The organism is Kingella denitrificans ATCC 33394, assembly GCF_000190695.1.
GTDB lineage: Bacteria > Pseudomonadota > Gammaproteobacteria > Burkholderiales > Neisseriaceae > Kingella_A > Kingella_A denitrificans.
The window spans coordinates 1,979,613-1,996,428 of record NZ_GL870929.1; the positions used below are offsets into that span (position 1 = coordinate 1,979,613).

Below are 16,816 nucleotides of genomic sequence, written 5' to 3' on the forward strand. Positions count from 1 at the left end.
TGCGTTTTTTATTCCCCATAGTGGCCGCGCAAAAGGCCGCTGTACCATGCCATCATTTCTACACGCTCTTGCCAGTAGTCTGTGCGGTTGTAGGGTTTGCGCGACTTGTCGCTCGATTGGTGGGCAAGTTGCAGCTCTATGGCGTCCGGATTGAAGCCTTTTTCGTTCAGGGTGCTGCTGGCCAGGCTGCGGAAGCCGTGCAGTGTGGTTAGCTCCTTGAAGCCTATCCGCTCTATGATTTTGTTCCGGGTGTTTTCGCTGATGTAGCTGCCTATCTTGGTGCGGCTGGGGAATAGCTGCGTTCCCTGCCCCGTGATGGCGTGCAGTTCGTGAAGCAGTTCCAAGCTCCATGCGGATAGGGGGATTTTATGCTCGCGCTTCATCTTCATCCGTTCCTTGGGAATCGTCCAAACGGCCGCCTGAAAATCTATCTCGCCCCATTGTGCCCCGCGCAGTTCGTTACTGCGGGGGAAGGTTAGGATAAGCAGTAATAGGGCTATACGGTTGGCGGGGTCTATACGGGCTTCTTTCAGGCGGCGGTAGAAGGTTTCAAGCTCGGATAGTGGCAAGGCGCGGTGGTGTACCGTTTCGCGCTGTACTACAAAGTCTTTCAGCTGCTTGGCGGGGTTGCGTTCGGTCAATTCCCTTTGGGCGGCATATTCATATACCGCGCCTATCCATTGCCTGATTTTTTCGGCGGTATTGCTCACGTTTCTAGTCATTACCCGTTCCAATAGGGCTTGAATATCCAATACGCGGATTTCGTCCAAATGCAGGCTGCCTATGTGGGGTAATACGTCCGTTTCCATATACCGCCATACACGGGCGGCATGGTGGGGCTTCCAGCGCAGCGTGCTTACCCTGTGCCATTCTTTCGCTACGGCGGCAAAGGTATTTAGGGCAGCTTCCTGCGCCTGCTGCTTTTCCGCCTGCTTTTGTGCGGCGGGATTGATGCCCTGTGATATTTGGGTTTTGGCCGTTTCCGCCATAGCCCGCGCTTCGCTCAAAGAAACGTGGGGGTATTTTCCAATGGTCAATACCTGCTCTTTGCCGTCAAAGCGGAATTTCAGCCGGAACGATTTTGTGCCTTTGGGGGTAACGTGGAGATACAGCCCGCCGCCGTCTGCCAGCTTATAGGGCTTCTCTTGCGGCTTGGCGTTTCTGATTTGTCGGTCGTTGAGTGTCATTTGGGGGTATTTTTTCGGGGTAGTTTTACGATACCCCCAAAAATACCCCCATTCTTTGGTTAATTCAACAATGATTTATTGGATGCTATTGAACATCTATGAAATAAGGGGGCTGCATGAAAGCCTTTATTGGCGGGGGATAGGCTGGTAAAATTGAACATCTTTGAACGTAAAAAAACGGCGTTGGAAAACACCGTTTTTTGCAGTTTGGTGCGGATGGAGAGACTCGAACTCTCACACCTTGCGGCGCTGGAACCTAAATCCAGTGCGTCTACCAATTTCGCCACATCCGCATAGAACGGCGCATTATACGCGAGAGGACGGCAAATTGCAAAGCAGCCTGCAGAAGGTTGCAGGCATGAAAAAAACACCCGCACAAATGTGCAGGTGTCGGATTGGGTACCAAGGTTAATGGTAGTGGTTTGTGTTAGTCCTCTTGCGCACCCAGTTGCAAATAGTTTTCCAGGCCCATGGCTTCGATTTGTTCCAACTGTGTTTCCAGCCAGTCGATACGTTCTTCGTTTTCGTCTTTCTGTTTTTCCAGCAGTTGGCGCGAAACATAATCCTGCTGCGCTTCGCAAACGGCGATGGCTTCCACCAAGGCGGCGTGTTTTTCTTGTTCTTTGGCCAAATCGCAGCGGATGATTTCTTCCGGCGTTTCGCCAATCAGCAGCTTGCCCAGCTCTTGCAGGTTAGGCAGGCCTTCCAACAGCAGCACGCGCTCGATAATCGCATCGGCCTGTTTCATTTCCACGATTGATTGTTTGTAGAAATTACAGCCCAACTCTTCAAAGCCCCAGTTTTTCAAAATGCGGGCGTGCAGGAAATATTGGTTGATGGTCACCAACAGCAGGCCCAAATTTTGATTCAAATGGCGGATAACTTGACGGTCTCCTTGCATACGGCCTCCCGATTAGATTTGGCTTTGCAGATAGTTTTGCTCGCCCATCATTTTGATCAGACGCAATTGTTGCTCCAACCAGTGTGCGTGGTCTTCTTCAGTGTCTTTCAGCTGATCAACCAATAATTGGCGTGTTACATAGTCTTGGTTTTCTTCGCACAATTTGATACCTTTTTTCAGGTTTTCGCGCACTTCCAATTCGGTATCCAAGTCAAATTGCAGCATCTCGATGACGTCTTTGCCTACTTTAACGGGCGCAGACACCATTTTAGGCGTGCCGCCCAACATCAGGATACGGCGGATAAAGGCTTCCGCATGTTGTGTTTCATCTTCCATTTCATGGGCGATACGGTCAAACAGTTTGGTGTAACCCCATTCTGAATACATGCGGGAGTGGATGAAGTATTGGTCGCGTGCAGCCAGCTCGTTCGCCAACAAGAAGTTCATGTAATCGATAACAGATTGATTTCCTTGCATGATATTTCCTTTCAAAGGTTGTGTTGTTCAATGAAGGGCGCATTTTAGCAGCATGATTTCAAATTGGCAAAAAAATTATTTAAAATACAAACAATTATCAAGTATGCTAAACCGCGTAGTGGGAATGAAACAAAATTGCGATAATAAAAAATATCGAATAATCAAAAATATATATTTGATAATGCTTACTAAAGACAATTAGGAACTCCATAGAGTAAATTTATCTTTACTTAATTTTACGCAAAATTCTGTTCCAAAGCGGCAAAAGCAGCCTGCAGAGATAATATTTTGCAGCAGCCCGAAAGTAGGCTACAATCCACCACATTTGCAACACCAAAAACGAAGGTGAAATTTATGCTGACTGGAAGTTTGGTTGCACTGATTACGCCCATGCATGAAGATGGCCGCGTGAATTATGAGCAGCTTGAGACGTTGGTTCAATGGCATATCGACAACGGTACGGACGCGATTGTTTCCATGGGGACGACCGGTGAATCGGCCACATTGTCGGTGGACGAGCATTTGTCGGTGGTGGAAGCAACTATCCAATACGCAGCAAAACGTATCAAAATCATTGCCGGCACCGGCGCGAATAATACGCGAGAAGCCATTGAGCTTTCATTGGCGGCAGAACGGCTGGGCGCGGATTACACATTGTCCGTCGTGCCTTACTACAATAAGCCTTCACAAGAGGGTATGTACCGGCATTTCAAAGCCATTGCCGAAGCGGCTGCTATTCCGATGATTCTTTATAATGTGCCAGGACGCACCGTGGTCAATATGAGCAACGAGACGATTCTGCGTTTGGCGCAAATTCCCAATATTGTCGGCGTGAAAGAAGCCAGTGGCGATGTGGCGCGGGCATTGTCGCTGTTTAAAGATGTGCCGGAAGATTTTGCCGTGTATTCGGGCGACGACCCGACCGGCCTGCCGTTCCTGTTGTGCGGCGGACATGGCGTGATTAGCGTGGCGGCCAATGTGGCACCGGCAATGTTTGCCCAAATGTGCCGCGCCGCCATCGACGGCGATATTGCCAAAGCACGCGCGCTGAACGACCGTCTGATTCCTATTTATAACGTGATGTTCTGCGAACCCAGCCCGGCAGCGGCAAAATGGGCGGCGGAACAGTTGGGCGTTTGCGCATCGCACGTCCGCCTACCGATGCTGCCTTTGACGGCGGCAGGTCAGGAAAAAGTGCAGGCTGCTTTGCGTGCAGCGGCATTGGTTTAATTTAAAGTTTAAAGAAGGTATAAAAACGCATGAAAATGATGAAGCCATTGGCGGTAATGTTGTTAATCGCAGGAGTAAGCGGTTGTGCCAGCAAATCGGAAACGCCGAAATTGGATTACCAGTCGCAGAACAATAAAATCGTGAGCTTGGAAGTTCCTCCCGATTTGAACGACCCGCGCAACGGTGAACTGTATTCGCTGCCCGAAGGCACGGTTGCCCGTCCGGATGCCACTACCCAGCGTACCGGCGCGAATAGCGGCAAAAGCGTGCTAATGCAAGTGAAAAACGCACATATCGAACGCAGCGGTACACAGCGCTGGTTGGTGGTGCAAGGCAAAACGGCCAATGAAATGTGGCCCGTGCTGCGTTCTTTCTGGCAGGAAATGGGCTTTACCATCGCCTCCGAAGAACCGCAGGCCGGCCTGATGGAAACCGAATGGGCGGAAAACCGCGCCAAGCTGCCGAACCAAGGTTTGCGCCGTTTGTTCGACATGGTCGGCATGGGCGGTATTTACACCACCAGCGAGCGCGATAAATTCTTAATCCGCATGGAACGCAACCGCCAAGGCGGGCTGGATATTTTCTTCACGCACAAAGGTTTGGAAGAGGTGTACAGCAACAAGCGCGAAGAAACGACCATGTGGCAGCCGCGCGCGAATGACCCGAATCTGGAAGCGGCATTCTTGGCGCGCTTCATGCAGTATGTCGGCGTTGACGAGGCCGAAGCGCAGCGCCAGGTGGCAGTACAGGCGGATAGGGACCAAGGCACCGAATTTGCCAAACGTGAGGCCAACACGGTTTTGATTACCGGCTCGGCAGAGCGCAACGTAAACCGCGTCGGTTCGGCATTGAACCGCATCGGTTTGGTGGTGCAGCAGTTTGTGAGCGAGCGCGGCATGTTTATCGTGCGCCCTGCGCCGACAGAAAACGAGGCATCGGCGAATGCGCCGCAAAAACGCGGTTGGTTCAGCCGCTGGTTCGGTTCGAACAAGCAGCCTGCAGAACAGCAGAAACCTGCACAGGCGGCGCAGTTGTTTGTGGCGCTGGAAAATGCGGGCAACGGCCAGCGGATTCATTTGCTGGACCAGTTCGGCAAACCTTATACGGGCGAACAGGCCAACAAATGGTTGGACGCCCTGTACCGCGAATTGCGCTGATAACGGCATGAACACAAAGTGCAGGCTGCTTTCGAATCCGAAAAAGCAGCCTGCACTTTTTACGCCGCACGGCAATAATGCTAAAATCAACGCTCTTTTATTTTCAGAAAAACATAATGCGATTTTCCATCAAATACTTGCCTGTGTATGCCATTATGGCGGACTTGCTGTTCACCGTGGGGCTCAACATCAAGGAAGCCCTGCTGCCCGACAGTAAGCCGCTGCCCGGCGACGGCCTGCCGATTGCGCCGGAGTTTGCATTCGGCTGGATACAGGTTGCCGTGAACGGCGGCATGACCTGCGTGCTCTTGTGGGCGATGATTATGCTGATGCGGATGGACCGATACAGCGCGGCAGGCGAACGGCTGCTCATGACCATGCCGCGCACGCTGACGGCGCTGGTGGTGTTGGCATTCTCACTGCCGTCTGCATGGTTGTGGATTTGGTCGGCATGGGTGTTTTTCAACACGGGGCAGGTGCTGGTTTCGTTCCATTCGTGGCATTACCTGCTGGTGGCGGCGTGCCTGCCGTATTTGCTGTGGCTGCTGCTGCGGATTTGGTGGCGGCAGCACCGTTTGCACCACCGCAAAGAGGAAGCGCAGTTTTCCGTGCAAACCGAGCCGTTGGAATAATGGCCGCATCAAAAAGAAAAAGCAGCCTGCACTGTGGATATTGTTCCGAGTGCAGGCTGCTTTTTTGCCGACCGTGTTACAAGGCTTCCGGATTGGCCAACCAGGCGGTTTGGTGCTGGCTATCCGCGTAAAATTCTTGTTTCCAAATCGGCACTTCTGCTTTCACCGTGTCGATAATGAAGCGGCAGGCGGCAAAAGCGGCATCGCGGTGGCCGGCGGTTACGCCCACCCAAACCGCCATATCGCCGATGTCCAAACGCCCCACGCGGTGCACGCAAACGGCATCTTCAATGGCAAACTGCCGTTTTGCTTGCTCAATCACCGCGTTGCCTTGCGACAGCACCAGTTCGGGATAGGTGCTGTAAATCAAATAGTCCACGTTTTTGCCGTCGTTGTGGTCGCGCACCCAGCCTTCAAAGCTGCAGAACGCGCCGCAGTTGGCTTTTTGCGTCAGTTGTTCGCGCAGGGCGTTCGGGTCGATGGCCTGCTCAGTAATGGCAAAATGTTCCGTCATTTCAACCTCCTGATACGGGTGGGATAAATGCTACGGTGTCGCCATCATTTAAAGCGGTTTGCCAGTCGCAAAAGGCATGGTTGACGGCGGCGCGCAGGCGTTCCTGCGGCAAATCGAAGGCATAAGCAGCCTGCAATTCGGCATACAGTTCGGCAGGCGTTTGCGCGGCGGTGGAGCGCGTTTCCTGTTCTTTGCCCGCCTGTTCGCGCAGGGCGGCGAAATAGAGAATGGTGATGTGTCGGGTCTTCATGGTGCTAAGGGTGCGGCCTGCCCAAGAGGTGCAGGCTGCTTTTAGGGTGGGTTGGGGTTATCTGCCAAGCGCAAATATCAAAACAGCCGTTGACGGTGCTGGTTCAGCTCGAAGCCGTGCCCGCTTTTGTTTTCGCAGCGGATACCGTTGGTGCTGCTGGAACACTGCCAGCCGTTGCCGCGCAGGGTTTCGCCATAAGGCAGGGCTTTGACCGGCCTGTGGAAAGTGTAATACGGGTCGCCGGAGCATTCGGCTTCACGTGCGGATTTGCCTGTGCTGTGCAGTGTAAACACCGTCAGGCTGTCGGTCGGGCAGCCTTTCGGGTGGGGCAGCTCGGGAATGGTGGCGTTGTCGCGGTACACGCTGCATGTCACGCCGTTGAAGCCTTTGAAGTCGGCAGTAGGATCGGTAGGCTCGTCGCCTCGGCAGCGGATGTTTTTGCTGGGCGATGTGAATTCCAGGTGGCCCAATACTGTATCGCGGTAGGCGCGGTTATCGGCATGGGCGGCGAGGGTGGTGCAGGCGAGCAGCAGGGCAGCAATCGCGCGGGGTGTCATGTTCATCAACGTTTCTTCTTGTGGATAATGAAAGAAATGTGTCCTGGGGTGGCGTTATCTGCTCTGCTAAGCGCAAATATCAAAACAGCCATTGACGGCGCTGATTCAGCTCGAAGCCGTGCCCGCTTTTGTTTTCGCAGCGGATGCCGTTGGTGCTGCTGGAACACTGCCAGCCATTGCCGCGCAGGGTTTCGCCATAAGGCAGGGCTTTGACGGGCGTGTCAAAATTGTAATACGGGTCGCCGGAGCATTGGGCTTCGCGTGCGGATTTGCCTGTGCTGTGCATTGTAAACACCGTCAGGCTGTCGAGCGGGCAGTCTTTCGGGTGGGGCAGCTTGGGAATGGTGTTGTTGTTACGGTACACGCTGCAGGTTATACCGTTGTAGCCTTCGTAATCGGAATGAGGGTCGGCGGGTATATCGCCTTGGCAGCGGATGTTTTTGCTGGGCGAGGTGAATTCCAGATTGCCCAATGATGTATTGCGGTAGGCGCGGTTATCGGCGTGAGCGGCGAGGGTGGTGCAGGCAAGCAGTAGGGCGGCCAGTGTGCGGGGTGTCCTGTTCATCAACGTTCCTTTTGGCGGATAATGAAAAAAGCGTATTTTAGCGCAAATGTGCCGATGGTTTATCGGTTAAATTCACTTTTTCCGCCCGATTTGTGCAGCAGGCGGATATCGCCAATCACAATGTCGTGGCTCAACGCCTTGGTCATGTCGTACACGGTCAGCGCGGCGGCGGAAACGGCGGTCAGCGCCTCCATTTCCACGCCGGTTTTATGGGTAACGCCCACTTCGGCACGGATGTGCAGGCTGCTTTTATCCTCTTGATATTCCAAAAACAATTTGCAGCGTTCCAGCATCATCGGATGGCAGAGCGGGATGATGCCGGCGGTATTTTTGGCGGCCATAATGCCGGCAATGCGGGCGATTTCGGTAATCGTGCCTTTGGCGGTCTGCCCGTGCGACGCTTGGATTTGCGCATACACTTCGGGCGGAAAATAGACCGTGCCCTCGGCAACGGCAATGCGTTTGGTGACGGATTTGTCGGACACGTCCACCATGTGCGTGTGCCCGTCTGAGGTTAAATGTGTGATTTGGCTCATCTTTATTCTCCATTTTAAAGTGCAGGCTGCTTTTCGGCATGGTCGGAGGCAGCCTGCACGGCGCGTTCAAATTCTTCGGGCGTATTGAAATTGCAGAGCGCTGCCCATTCGGGCGGCAGCGGCACGGTTTGGTGCACCTGCTGCCGCACAAACTGCTGCACGCGCCGATTGCCGCTTTCCACCGCCGCGTGCAGGCTGCCTGCAATGCTGACCGACCAATGGGCGAGCAGTGGCAGAAGTTGCCCGCCGTCTTGCAGCAGGGTAATGCCTTGTGCGAATTCCGGATGTTCGGCGGCAGTGTCCAGCAGTGCAATCAGCTGTTCCGGTAGCAGCAGTGTGTCGCACGACACAACATAAAGCCCTGCGCAACCTTGCCGTTTGGCTTCCAGCAGCGCAGGCAGGATGGCAGAGAGCGCGCCCTGTTTGCCGGGCAGGCAGTCGGGCAAGTATGCCGCGCCATCGGTATCCGGATAGCGGAAATGGTCGGCGGCCAGCCACACGGGGCGGCAGGGCAGGGCGTTGTGTACCTGCCGCGCAATCAGCGTCTGCCCGCGGAACATGAGCAGCGGCTTCGGGCTGCCCATCCGCGAGCTTTGCCCGCCGCACAAGATGAGCAGGGGAGTGTTCATGTTTGGTCTGCCTGAACGGGGGTTTTGATAATTGTCTGTGCGATTTGGGTTTGCGCTTGGGTGACGCGCGGCACCAGGTTTAACAGCAGCAATGCGCAAATGATGCCGGAAGCATCGGCAATCCAGCCAGTCTGCTGGATGTTCATGAGCAGTTGCAGGCTGCTTAAAATTGACTGTAGGTCGTCAGGGTTGGTTTGCTTCAATATTTGTTCGGCATCGAGTTGCATTTTGGCAGATAGGCCGCCGATTATTCGGTAGAGCAACCATGTGCCCCACCAAAAAGGCAGCAATAGGGCAGGCAGGGTTTTCTGAACGGCATTTAAGCTGTTGCATGCCATCTTTTTCATGGCTTGGTAGGGGGCGAACATGTCGGCCAAAGGAATGAAGAAACTGCCGATAGCCCAGCCCGGTGTTTTTTTAATGCCCAATCCGAGCGCAAGTGCGTTGGCATTGGCGCGATATATCCAGATGCCGACAGCGATGGTGCTGCAAATAAATAAAACAATAAAAAAGATACTGGTGATGTTTTGTGTTGAAAATATGCCATCGATATTGTGCTGTATTGCTTGGATATTGCCGTAATCTTGCGCTTGAAAAGCAGCGGAAAGACGGTTCAGCTGTTGCAGCAGTAAAAAATTCTGCACGATGTTGGCCAGCAGGCTGGCAATGTAGCAGCAGGTCAGAATCTTGACCCAGTTCGACAGATGGTTCAAATCCTTGTATTGATATGATTCTATTTGCGTTTTCATTATCGATGGCTGGGCATTGTGCAAGGAAACATAACGTGCAGGCTGCCTGAAATCCAAAAGCAGCCTGCACCTCGGTTCTGTTTACTGCTTGTCCCACATATTGAACACACGCGTGAAGCCACAGCTTTCGATGCGCGGGTCTAATTGTTTCCGGATGATTTTCTCCCAAGCGGTGCGGCATGCGCCGGTGGAGCCGGGCAGGCAGAAAATCAGGGTTTTGTTGGCAATGCCGGCCACGGCGCGCGATTGGATGGTGGACATGCCGATTTCTTCGTAGGAAACGGCGCGGAACATTTCGCCGAAGCCGTCGATTTTGCGTTCAAACAGCAATTCCACCGCATCGGTGGTGATGTCGCGCGGGAACATGCCCGTGCCGCCGGTAATCAGGACGACTTGGATTTCGGGATTGGCGATGGCAACGGAAACGCGCGCACGGATGTCGTACAGCTCGTCACGCACCAAATCGCGCGAATGGACGATGTGTTCGCCATCCTGCACCGCCTGCGCCAGATAATTGCCGCTGCCGTCTTCCTTCGCGCTGCGGGTGTCGGTAACGGTCAGAATGTGGATATTGAGCGGGCGGAATGCGGGCGGTGGTTTTTTGAACGGATTGTCTTCGGTCATGGCTAGCCTCCTGTCATGGATAAATTGGTGATGAGTCCGACTTTCTTGTTGTGCAGGTAATGATGCTCGGGCTTCAGGCGCATGGTTTCGTGCAAAAATTCCGTCAAGCCTTCGCGGTCGCCGCGGCGCAGAAAATCACGCAAATCATACGACACTCCGCCGAACAGGCACAAGTGCATTTTGCCCTGCGATGTGATGCGCAGTCGGTTGCAGGTGTTGCAGAAATCTTTGCTGTACGGCGCGATGAAGCCGATGCCGCCGGCAAAATCGCGGTGATAGTATTCGCGCGCTGGGCCGGCGTGTTCGCCACGCGGTTGGAGCTGCCAGCCTTGCGCTATCAAGTCTTGCTCGATGGTGGCGGCGGAAATGTGCTGCGCGTTGAAAAAATTCAGGTTGTCGCCCGTCTGCATCAGTTCGATAAAGCGCAGGGTAACGGGGCGCGTTTTCACAAAACGAATGGCATCGGGCAGGGTCTCGGCAATGTGCTCGCGCAATAATAAGGTGTTGATTTTAACGTTGTTGAAGCCTTCCGCCAGAATGTTTTCCAAATCGTTCAGGATATGGCGGCATTCTTGTTTGCCAGTGATTTTGAAGAAGGTTTCGGGGTTGAAGCTGTCGATGCTGACGTTGAGCTTGTCCAACCCGGCGGCGCGGTATTGGGGAAACAGTTTGCCGAGTTTGAAGGCGTTGGTGGTAAGGGCAATGTGCTGGATTTCGGGCTGTGCGCGGCAGGCGGCGATGATGTCGGGCAGGTCGCGGCGCAGGGTGGGTTCGCCACCCGTGATGCGGATTTTGCGTGTGCCGTTTTGGGCGAACACGGCCGCCAGCGTTTCGATTTCGGGCAGGGTGAGTTCGTCCGGCTTGGCTTTGCCTTGATAGCCGTTGGGCAGGCAGTAGTTGCAGCGGTAGTTGCACAGGTCGGTGACGGACAGGCGCAGGTAGCTCAAACGGCGGTTGAATGGGTCGGTTAAATTCATAATGGTTTATTTTTGTATTGTTTTTCCATGTGCAGGCTGCTTTTTGAACGGTCTGAAAAGCAGCCTGCACATGGCAGTGGCCTTGATCGTGTATCGGGTGTGGTGTTCGATGTCGGCTGCGGGTTACAGGAAGGTTTCCAAGAACGGCTGCACGGTAACGCGTTCGCCGGCGGGCAGCGGGCCGCTTTCCAAAGGCAGAATCAGATAGGCATTAGCCTGGCTGATGCCCAAAACGCGGTGCGAATCCTGCGGGCCGCACGGTGCAGCCTGCCATGAGCCGTCTTCCGCCTGCGTGATGAGCGCGCGCTGGATGTCCATGCGGCCGGGCGCTTTTTTCACGGGGGCGGACAACACGGCTTCAAAGCGCAAAGGTTGCGGGATTTGCGTTTCGCCGGCGCCGCACAGCTGCCACAGGGCGGATTTCAAGAAAATATCCAGGCCGACATAGCCCGAAATCGGGTTGCCCGGCAGGCCGAAATACCATGTTTGCCCCATTTGCCCGAACACGAACGGTTTGCCCGGCTTGATGGCGACTTTGTAATGGTGGATGGCGCCCAATCGCAGCACGGCTTCGCGCAGGTAGTCGAAATCGCCCACCGATACGCCGCCGGACGAGATGACGACGTCTGCCGAGCGCATGGCGCTTTCCAGCACGCGCATCACGCTTTCCAAATCGTCGTCCACTTTTTTCAGGTCAATTACTTCAATCGGCAATGATTGCAGCCGCGCCATCAGCATGTAGCGGTTGCTGTCGTAGATTTTGTCGCTGCCGTCCAGCGGCGTGCCGGGGTCGCGCAGTTCGTCGCCCGTGGACAAAACGGCCACGCGGATTTTGCGGAACACGGATACGCTGTCCAAGCCCAAGCTGGCCAGCAGCAGCACGTCGGCTTCGCGCAAAATACGTCCGCGCTGCAATACAATCGCGCCCTGTGTGATTTCTTCGCCGGCATAGCGGATATTGCTGCGTTCTTCGGCGTTTTGTTTTAAGACAATGTATTGTTCGTCGTTTTCTTCCAGCAGTTCCACGTTTTCCTGCAAAACGACGGTGCGCATTCCGCGCGGCACCACGGCACCCGTCATAATGCGGACGCATTCGTTTTCCGAGTGCAGGCTGCCTTCAAAGGCGTGCCCTGCGGCGGAAATGCCACCCACTTTCCAGCGCGAACCGGCAGCGGCGGCTTGCGGCAGGGCATAGCCGTCCATGGCGGACACGTTGGCGTTGGGCACGTTGAGCGGCGAAATCACGTCTTGTGCCAGCACGCGGCCGACCGATTGGACGATGGTGATTTTTTCTGTGTTTTCCGGTTGGTTCAACAGGTTGGATTGCGGCATTTTTTGGCGGATTTTTTGCTGAATCAGGGTTTGCAGTTCTTGCACAGTCGTCAATGCCATTGTCGGAACTCCGTCGGTGGAAGGGTTAATAGGAACGTGTGGCATTATGGTGGATTGGTTTTAAAAGCAAAATTCCTAAAAAGTACAAAAAGCAATTAAAACGAATTATTTTAAGGTAAGCCGAAAGGATTAGGGTGCAGGCTGCTTTGGTGTTCTGCGCGCATCGGGAAAGCAGCCTGCACAGGAGGAAGCGGCATGGATAAAGCGCCTTTAAGTATTCATATTTTCACGGTTTTCTTATTTTTCCGCCTGAAAAAGCAGCCTGCACTTTTGCCAAGCCCGATGAGGGAAACCATATTCTGTCGGATTGGGAATAGTCCGAAATAACTATACCGTCTAACCCACATTGAGTGAGGCATACACGCTTTGGAAGAATGGTTTTTCACACCGCTCTTCCATAAACTGCAAAGCCTACAAAAAGTTAGTTCCCTTTTGGGGTAAGCAGTAAAGCAAAATAAAACATAGGACTAGCGATATGAGCCACTTCTTAGACAGATTAACCTTTTTCAAGCAAAAACGCGAACCGTTTTCCAACGGGCACGGCGTTTTAACGACCGAAGACCGCCGTTGGGAGCAGGCCTACCGCGGCCGCTGGGCGCACGATAAAGTCGTCCGCTCCACGCACGGCGTGAACTGTACCGGTTCGTGCAGTTGGAAGATTTACGTGAAAAGCGGCATTATCACATGGGAGACGCAGCAGACGGACTATCCGCGCACACGCCCCGATTTGCCGAACCACGAACCACGCGGCTGTCCGCGCGGTGCGTCTTTCAGTTGGTATGTGTATTCCGCACAGCGCATTAAATATCCGATGATGCGCGGCGCATTGGCCGAACTGTGGCGCGAAGCACGCAAAACCAAAAACCCGATTGAAGCGTGGGAATGGATTGTGAGCGACAAAGACCGCTCCAAATCCTACAAATCCCAACGCGGCTTGGGCGGTTTCGTACGTTCCACTTGGGAAGAGGCTTACGAGCTGGTTGCCGCCGCCAACGCATACACCATCAAACAATACGGCCCTGACCGCGTTATCGGCTTCTCGCCTATTCCGGCCATGTCGATGGTGAGTTATGCCGCCGGTGCGCGCTATCTGGGCCTGATTGGCGGCGTGCCCCTGTCGTTCTACGACTGGTATTGTGACTTGCCGCCGGCATCGCCGCAAACATGGGGCGAGCAAACCGACGTTGCCGAATCTGCCGACTGGTATAACTCCAACTACCTATTGGTTTGGGGTTCGAATATTCCGATGACGCGTACGCCGGACGCACACTTCTACACCGAAGTGCGTTACAAAGGTACGAAAACCGTCGCCATCTCTTCCGACTTCGGCGAAATGGCGAAATTCAGCGATATCTGGATGGCGCCGCGCCAAGGTACGGATGCGGCATTGGCCATGGCCATGGGACATGTGATTCTGAAAGAATTCCACATCGACAATCCGTCCGATTATTTTGAAGACTACACCCGCCGCCTGACCGATATGCCGATGCTGGTGTGCCTGAACAAAGACGAGCAAGGCTACCGTCCGGGTTACTGCCTGCGTGCGTCCCAGCTGGATCAGCAGTTGGGCGAAGAGAAAAATGCCGAATGGAAAACCATTGTTTGGGATGAGAATGCCGACAGCCTGGCCGTGCCGAACGGTTCTGTGGGTTTCCGTTGGGACGGCAGCGCCAAATGGAACTTGGAAACCAAAGCGCAAGGCCAGGAAATCTTGGCCGCACGTTCGTTGAAAGAGCGTGCGGACGATGTGGTGCGCGTTGGCTTCGGCTACTATGGCGGCGAACACGACGAAATGATTTACCGCAAAGTGCCAGTGAAGAAAATCACGTTGGCCAACGGCGAAACGCAACTAGTGGCGACCGTATTCGATTTGCTGATTGCACAATACGGCGTGGACAACGGTTTGGACGATGAAAACGTTGCCAAAGATTATTTTGAAGACAAACCTTACACCCCTGCATGGCAGGAAAAACACACCGGTGTGAAACCGGAATTGGTGATTCGTGTGGCGCGTGAATTTGCACAAAACGCACACGATACCAAAGGCCGTTCCATGGTGATTGTGGGTGCCGGCCTGAACCACTGGTACCACTTGGACATGAACTACCGCGGCCTTATCAACATGCTGATGATGTGCGGCACCATCGGTAAATCCGGCGGTGGTTGGTGCCATTATGTGGGACAGGAAAAACTGCGTCCGCAATCCGGTTGGACACCGCTTACATTTGCGCTTGACTGGCATCGTCCGGCACGCCAAATGGCCGGCACATCATTCTTCTATGCGCATACCGGCCAATACCGTCATGAAAAATTGGGCACCAGCGAACTGCTGGCACCCGATGCCACCAAAGCATTGTGGGACGGCATGACTGCTATCGACTTGAATGCGAAGGCCGAGCGCATGGGCTGGACGCCTTCCGCACCGCAAATGCGTGAAAATCCGTTGGATATTACGGATGCTGCCGACAAAGAAGGCATCAGCGCAGCGGATTATATCGTTCGCGGTTTGAAAGACGGCTCTCTGGATATGTCGTGCAACGACCCTGAAAATCCGAAAAACTGGCCGCGCAATATGTTTGTATGGCGCTCCAATATTTTGGGTTCTTCTGGCAAAGGCCACGAATATTTCCTGAAATACCTGTTGGGCACGCAAAACGGCTTGATGTCGGAAGAAGAAGACTGCCTGAAACCGAAAGAAGTCAAAATGGGCGAAGCGCCCGAGGGCAAACTGGATTTGTTTACCCTGCTGGACTTCCGCATGAACACGACTTGCCTGTATGCCGACGTGATTTTCCCAACCGCCACCTGGTACGAAAAACACGACTTGAACACGTCCGACATGCACCCGTTCATCCACCCGTTCACCGAAGCAGTGCAACCTTTGTGGCAAAGCAAATCCGACTGGGAAATCTACAAAGGTTTGGCGAAGAAATTCAGCGAACTGGCGGGCGATTATCTGGGTACGCGCAAAGACGTCGTATTAACGCCGCTGATGCACGACAGCCCGGGCGAATTGGGTCAGCCTTTTGATCCGAAAGACTGGAAACTGGGCGAATGCGAACCGATTCCCGGAAAAACCATGCCGAACATTACCGTGGTGGAACGCGATTACAGCAAAGTATATGAAAAATATACGGCAATCGGCCCGCTATTGGAAAAAATCAACAACAACGGCAAAGGCATGGCGTGGGATACGAAGCACGAAGTGGAATTCTTGCGCAAACTGAACGGCGTGCGTTCCGAAGGTGCGGGCAAAGGCCAACCGAAACTGGAAACCGCCATCGATGCGGCAGAAATGATTTTGACGCTGGCCCCCGAAACCAACGGTCATGTGTCCAAAAAAGCATGGGAAGCCTTGGGGAAAGCGACAGGCCGCGACCATACGCACCTGATTAACTCGAGCGAGCACACCGCCATCCGCTTCCGCGACATTGTGGCGCAACCGCGCAAAATCGTTACTTCGCCGATTTGGTCCGGCGTGGAAAGCGAAGAAGTGTGCTACACCGCAGGTTACACTAACGTGCATGAGCTGATTCCTTGGCGCACGCTGACCGGCCGCCAGCATTTCTATCAAGACCACAAATGGATGCGTGATTTCGGCGTGGACTTCTGTGCCTACCGTCCCGCAGTCGATTTGAAAACCACGAAAAAACTGCTGGGCATGAAACCGAACGGCAACACGGAAATCACATTGAATTTCTTAACGCCGCACCAAAAATGGGGCATCCACTCCACTTATTCCGAAAACCTGCGCATGCTCACGCTGTCCCGCGGCGGTCCGCACGTGTGGATTTCCGAAATCGACGCGAAAAAAGCAGGCCTGGTGGATAACGACTGGGTGGAAGTGTTCAATGCCAACGGTGCGATTGCCTGCCGTGTGATTGTGAGCCAACGTATTCCCGAAACGATGATTCTGATGTATCACGCGCAGGAAAAATTGGTGCACACGCCGGCGGCGGAAACCACGCAAAAACGCGGCGGTATCCACAACTCGGTTACCCGAGCCGTGTTGAATCCGACCCATATGATTGGCGGTTATGCACAACTGGCGTACGGCTTTAACTACTACGGCACCGTGGGCAGTAACCGTGATGAATGGGTGATTGTTCGTAAGATGAACGAAATTGACTGGATGGACGAACCGGCATAAACCGTTCCAAAAGCAGCCTGCACCTGCAAATTCATTGTGCAGGCTGCTTTGAAAAGCCATCCCCCTGTGGAGAACCGCCATGAACATTCCCAGCATTTTAGACATCGCCCCTTATTTGCAAGACAACCCAGACTGCACCTGCAAATTCATTGTGCAGGCTGCTTTGAAAAACCATCCCCCTGTGGAGAACCGCCATGAATATTCCCAGTATTTTAGACATCGCCCCTTATTTGCAAGACAACCCAGACCAAGCCGTCCGCACCGTGCTGCACCAAAGTGCCGACTTGAA

Annotated in this window: 17 protein-coding genes and 1 tRNA gene; 4 read left to right on the plus strand and 14 right to left on the minus strand. The window is 53.8% G+C overall.

Annotation, left to right across the window (positions count from 1 at the left end):
* Positions 1-8: 8 nt before the first annotated feature.
* The 4 genes from HMPREF9098_RS09930 to bfr (HMPREF9098_RS09945) all read right to left on the minus strand — a co-directional run bounded on the left by HMPREF9098_RS09930 (position 9) and on the right by bfr (HMPREF9098_RS09945) (position 2,565).
* Positions 9-1,187, minus strand: coding sequence for a tyrosine-type recombinase/integrase (locus HMPREF9098_RS09930; protein ID WP_003784453.1), 1,179 nt, complete (start codon positions 1,185-1,187; stop codon positions 9-11).
* A 208-nt stretch (positions 1,188-1,395) separates the two neighbouring features.
* A tRNA-Leu gene (locus HMPREF9098_RS09935) sits at positions 1,396-1,480 on the minus strand.
* 134 nt (positions 1,481-1,614) lie between these two features.
* Positions 1,615-2,088, minus strand: coding sequence for a bacterioferritin (bfr, locus tag HMPREF9098_RS09940; protein ID WP_003784455.1), 474 nt, complete (start codon positions 2,086-2,088; stop codon positions 1,615-1,617).
* A gap of 12 nt (positions 2,089-2,100) precedes the next feature.
* Positions 2,101-2,565, minus strand: coding sequence for a bacterioferritin (bfr, locus tag HMPREF9098_RS09945; RefSeq protein ID WP_003784456.1), 465 nt, complete (start codon positions 2,563-2,565; stop codon positions 2,101-2,103).
* A gap of 354 nt (positions 2,566-2,919) precedes the next feature.
* Here bfr (HMPREF9098_RS09945) and dapA point away from each other — a divergent pair, with 354 nt between their 5' ends.
* The 3 genes from dapA to HMPREF9098_RS09960 all read left to right on the plus strand — a co-directional run bounded on the left by dapA (position 2,920) and on the right by HMPREF9098_RS09960 (position 5,584).
* Positions 2,920-3,795 carry a 4-hydroxy-tetrahydrodipicolinate synthase gene (gene dapA, locus HMPREF9098_RS09950; RefSeq protein ID WP_040564449.1) on the plus strand — a complete coding sequence of 292 codons (876 nt, stop codon included), beginning with the start codon at positions 2,920-2,922 and terminating at the stop codon, positions 3,793-3,795.
* Between the two features lie 29 nt (positions 3,796-3,824).
* The gene (locus tag HMPREF9098_RS09955; protein ID WP_003784459.1) at positions 3,825-4,952 is read left to right on the plus strand and encodes an NlpB/DapX family lipoprotein; all 1,128 of its coding nucleotides are present in this window, start codon (positions 3,825-3,827) and stop codon (positions 4,950-4,952) included.
* A gap of 116 nt (positions 4,953-5,068) precedes the next feature.
* Complete coding sequence (locus HMPREF9098_RS09960) at positions 5,069-5,584, plus strand: hypothetical protein (protein ID WP_040564948.1); 516 nt, start codon at positions 5,069-5,071, stop codon at positions 5,582-5,584.
* A 76-nt stretch (positions 5,585-5,660) separates the two neighbouring features.
* Here HMPREF9098_RS09960 and HMPREF9098_RS09965 read toward each other — a convergent pair whose 3' ends face one another.
* From HMPREF9098_RS09965 to HMPREF9098_RS10010, 10 genes are all read right to left on the minus strand, one after another.
* Positions 5,661-6,098, minus strand: coding sequence for a molybdenum cofactor biosynthesis protein MoaE (locus tag HMPREF9098_RS09965; RefSeq protein WP_003784461.1), 438 nt, complete (start codon positions 6,096-6,098; stop codon positions 5,661-5,663).
* A 1-nt stretch (position 6,099) separates the two neighbouring features.
* Positions 6,100-6,348, minus strand: coding sequence for a molybdopterin converting factor subunit 1 (gene moaD, locus HMPREF9098_RS09970; protein ID WP_003784462.1), 249 nt, complete (start codon positions 6,346-6,348; stop codon positions 6,100-6,102).
* Positions 6,349-6,425: 77 nt separating this feature from the next.
* Complete coding sequence (locus HMPREF9098_RS09975; RefSeq protein ID WP_003784465.1) at positions 6,426-6,911, minus strand: DUF6636 domain-containing protein; 486 nt, start codon at positions 6,909-6,911, stop codon at positions 6,426-6,428.
* A 73-nt stretch (positions 6,912-6,984) separates the two neighbouring features.
* On the minus strand, positions 6,985-7,470 hold the full coding sequence (locus HMPREF9098_RS09980; protein WP_003784468.1) for a DUF6636 domain-containing protein: 486 nt from the start codon (positions 7,468-7,470) through the stop codon (positions 6,985-6,987).
* Between the two features lie 59 nt (positions 7,471-7,529).
* Positions 7,530-8,006, minus strand: a complete 477-nt coding sequence (gene moaC / locus HMPREF9098_RS09985) for a cyclic pyranopterin monophosphate synthase MoaC (RefSeq protein ID WP_003784470.1) — start codon at positions 8,004-8,006, stop codon at positions 7,530-7,532.
* Between the two features lie 14 nt (positions 8,007-8,020).
* Positions 8,021-8,635, minus strand: a complete 615-nt coding sequence (gene mobA / locus HMPREF9098_RS09990; protein WP_003784471.1) for a molybdenum cofactor guanylyltransferase — start codon at positions 8,633-8,635, stop codon at positions 8,021-8,023.
* Complete coding sequence (locus tag HMPREF9098_RS09995; protein WP_003784472.1) at positions 8,632-9,384, minus strand: DUF4328 domain-containing protein; 753 nt, start codon at positions 9,382-9,384, stop codon at positions 8,632-8,634. Before HMPREF9098_RS09995 ends, mobA begins: the two co-directional genes overlap by 4 nt.
* 81 nt (positions 9,385-9,465) lie before the next feature.
* Complete coding sequence (gene moaB / locus HMPREF9098_RS10000; protein ID WP_003784473.1) at positions 9,466-10,008, minus strand: molybdenum cofactor biosynthesis protein B; 543 nt, start codon at positions 10,006-10,008, stop codon at positions 9,466-9,468.
* A gap of 2 nt (positions 10,009-10,010) precedes the next feature.
* Positions 10,011-10,985 carry a GTP 3',8-cyclase MoaA gene (gene moaA / locus HMPREF9098_RS10005; RefSeq protein ID WP_003784474.1) on the minus strand — a complete coding sequence of 325 codons (975 nt, stop codon included), beginning with the start codon at positions 10,983-10,985 and terminating at the stop codon, positions 10,011-10,013.
* A gap of 123 nt (positions 10,986-11,108) precedes the next feature.
* Entirely contained in the window at positions 11,109-12,377 is a 1,269-nt protein-coding gene (locus tag HMPREF9098_RS10010) for a molybdopterin molybdotransferase MoeA (RefSeq protein ID WP_003784476.1), read from the minus strand.
* A gap of 475 nt (positions 12,378-12,852) precedes the next feature.
* On the opposite strand from HMPREF9098_RS10010, the gene HMPREF9098_RS10015 reads away from it, so the two are divergent.
* A complete protein-coding gene (locus tag HMPREF9098_RS10015) occupies positions 12,853-16,527 on the plus strand; it encodes a nitrate reductase subunit alpha (RefSeq protein WP_003784479.1) in 3,675 nt (1,224 codons plus the stop codon).
* Positions 16,528-16,816: the final 289 nt, after the last annotated feature.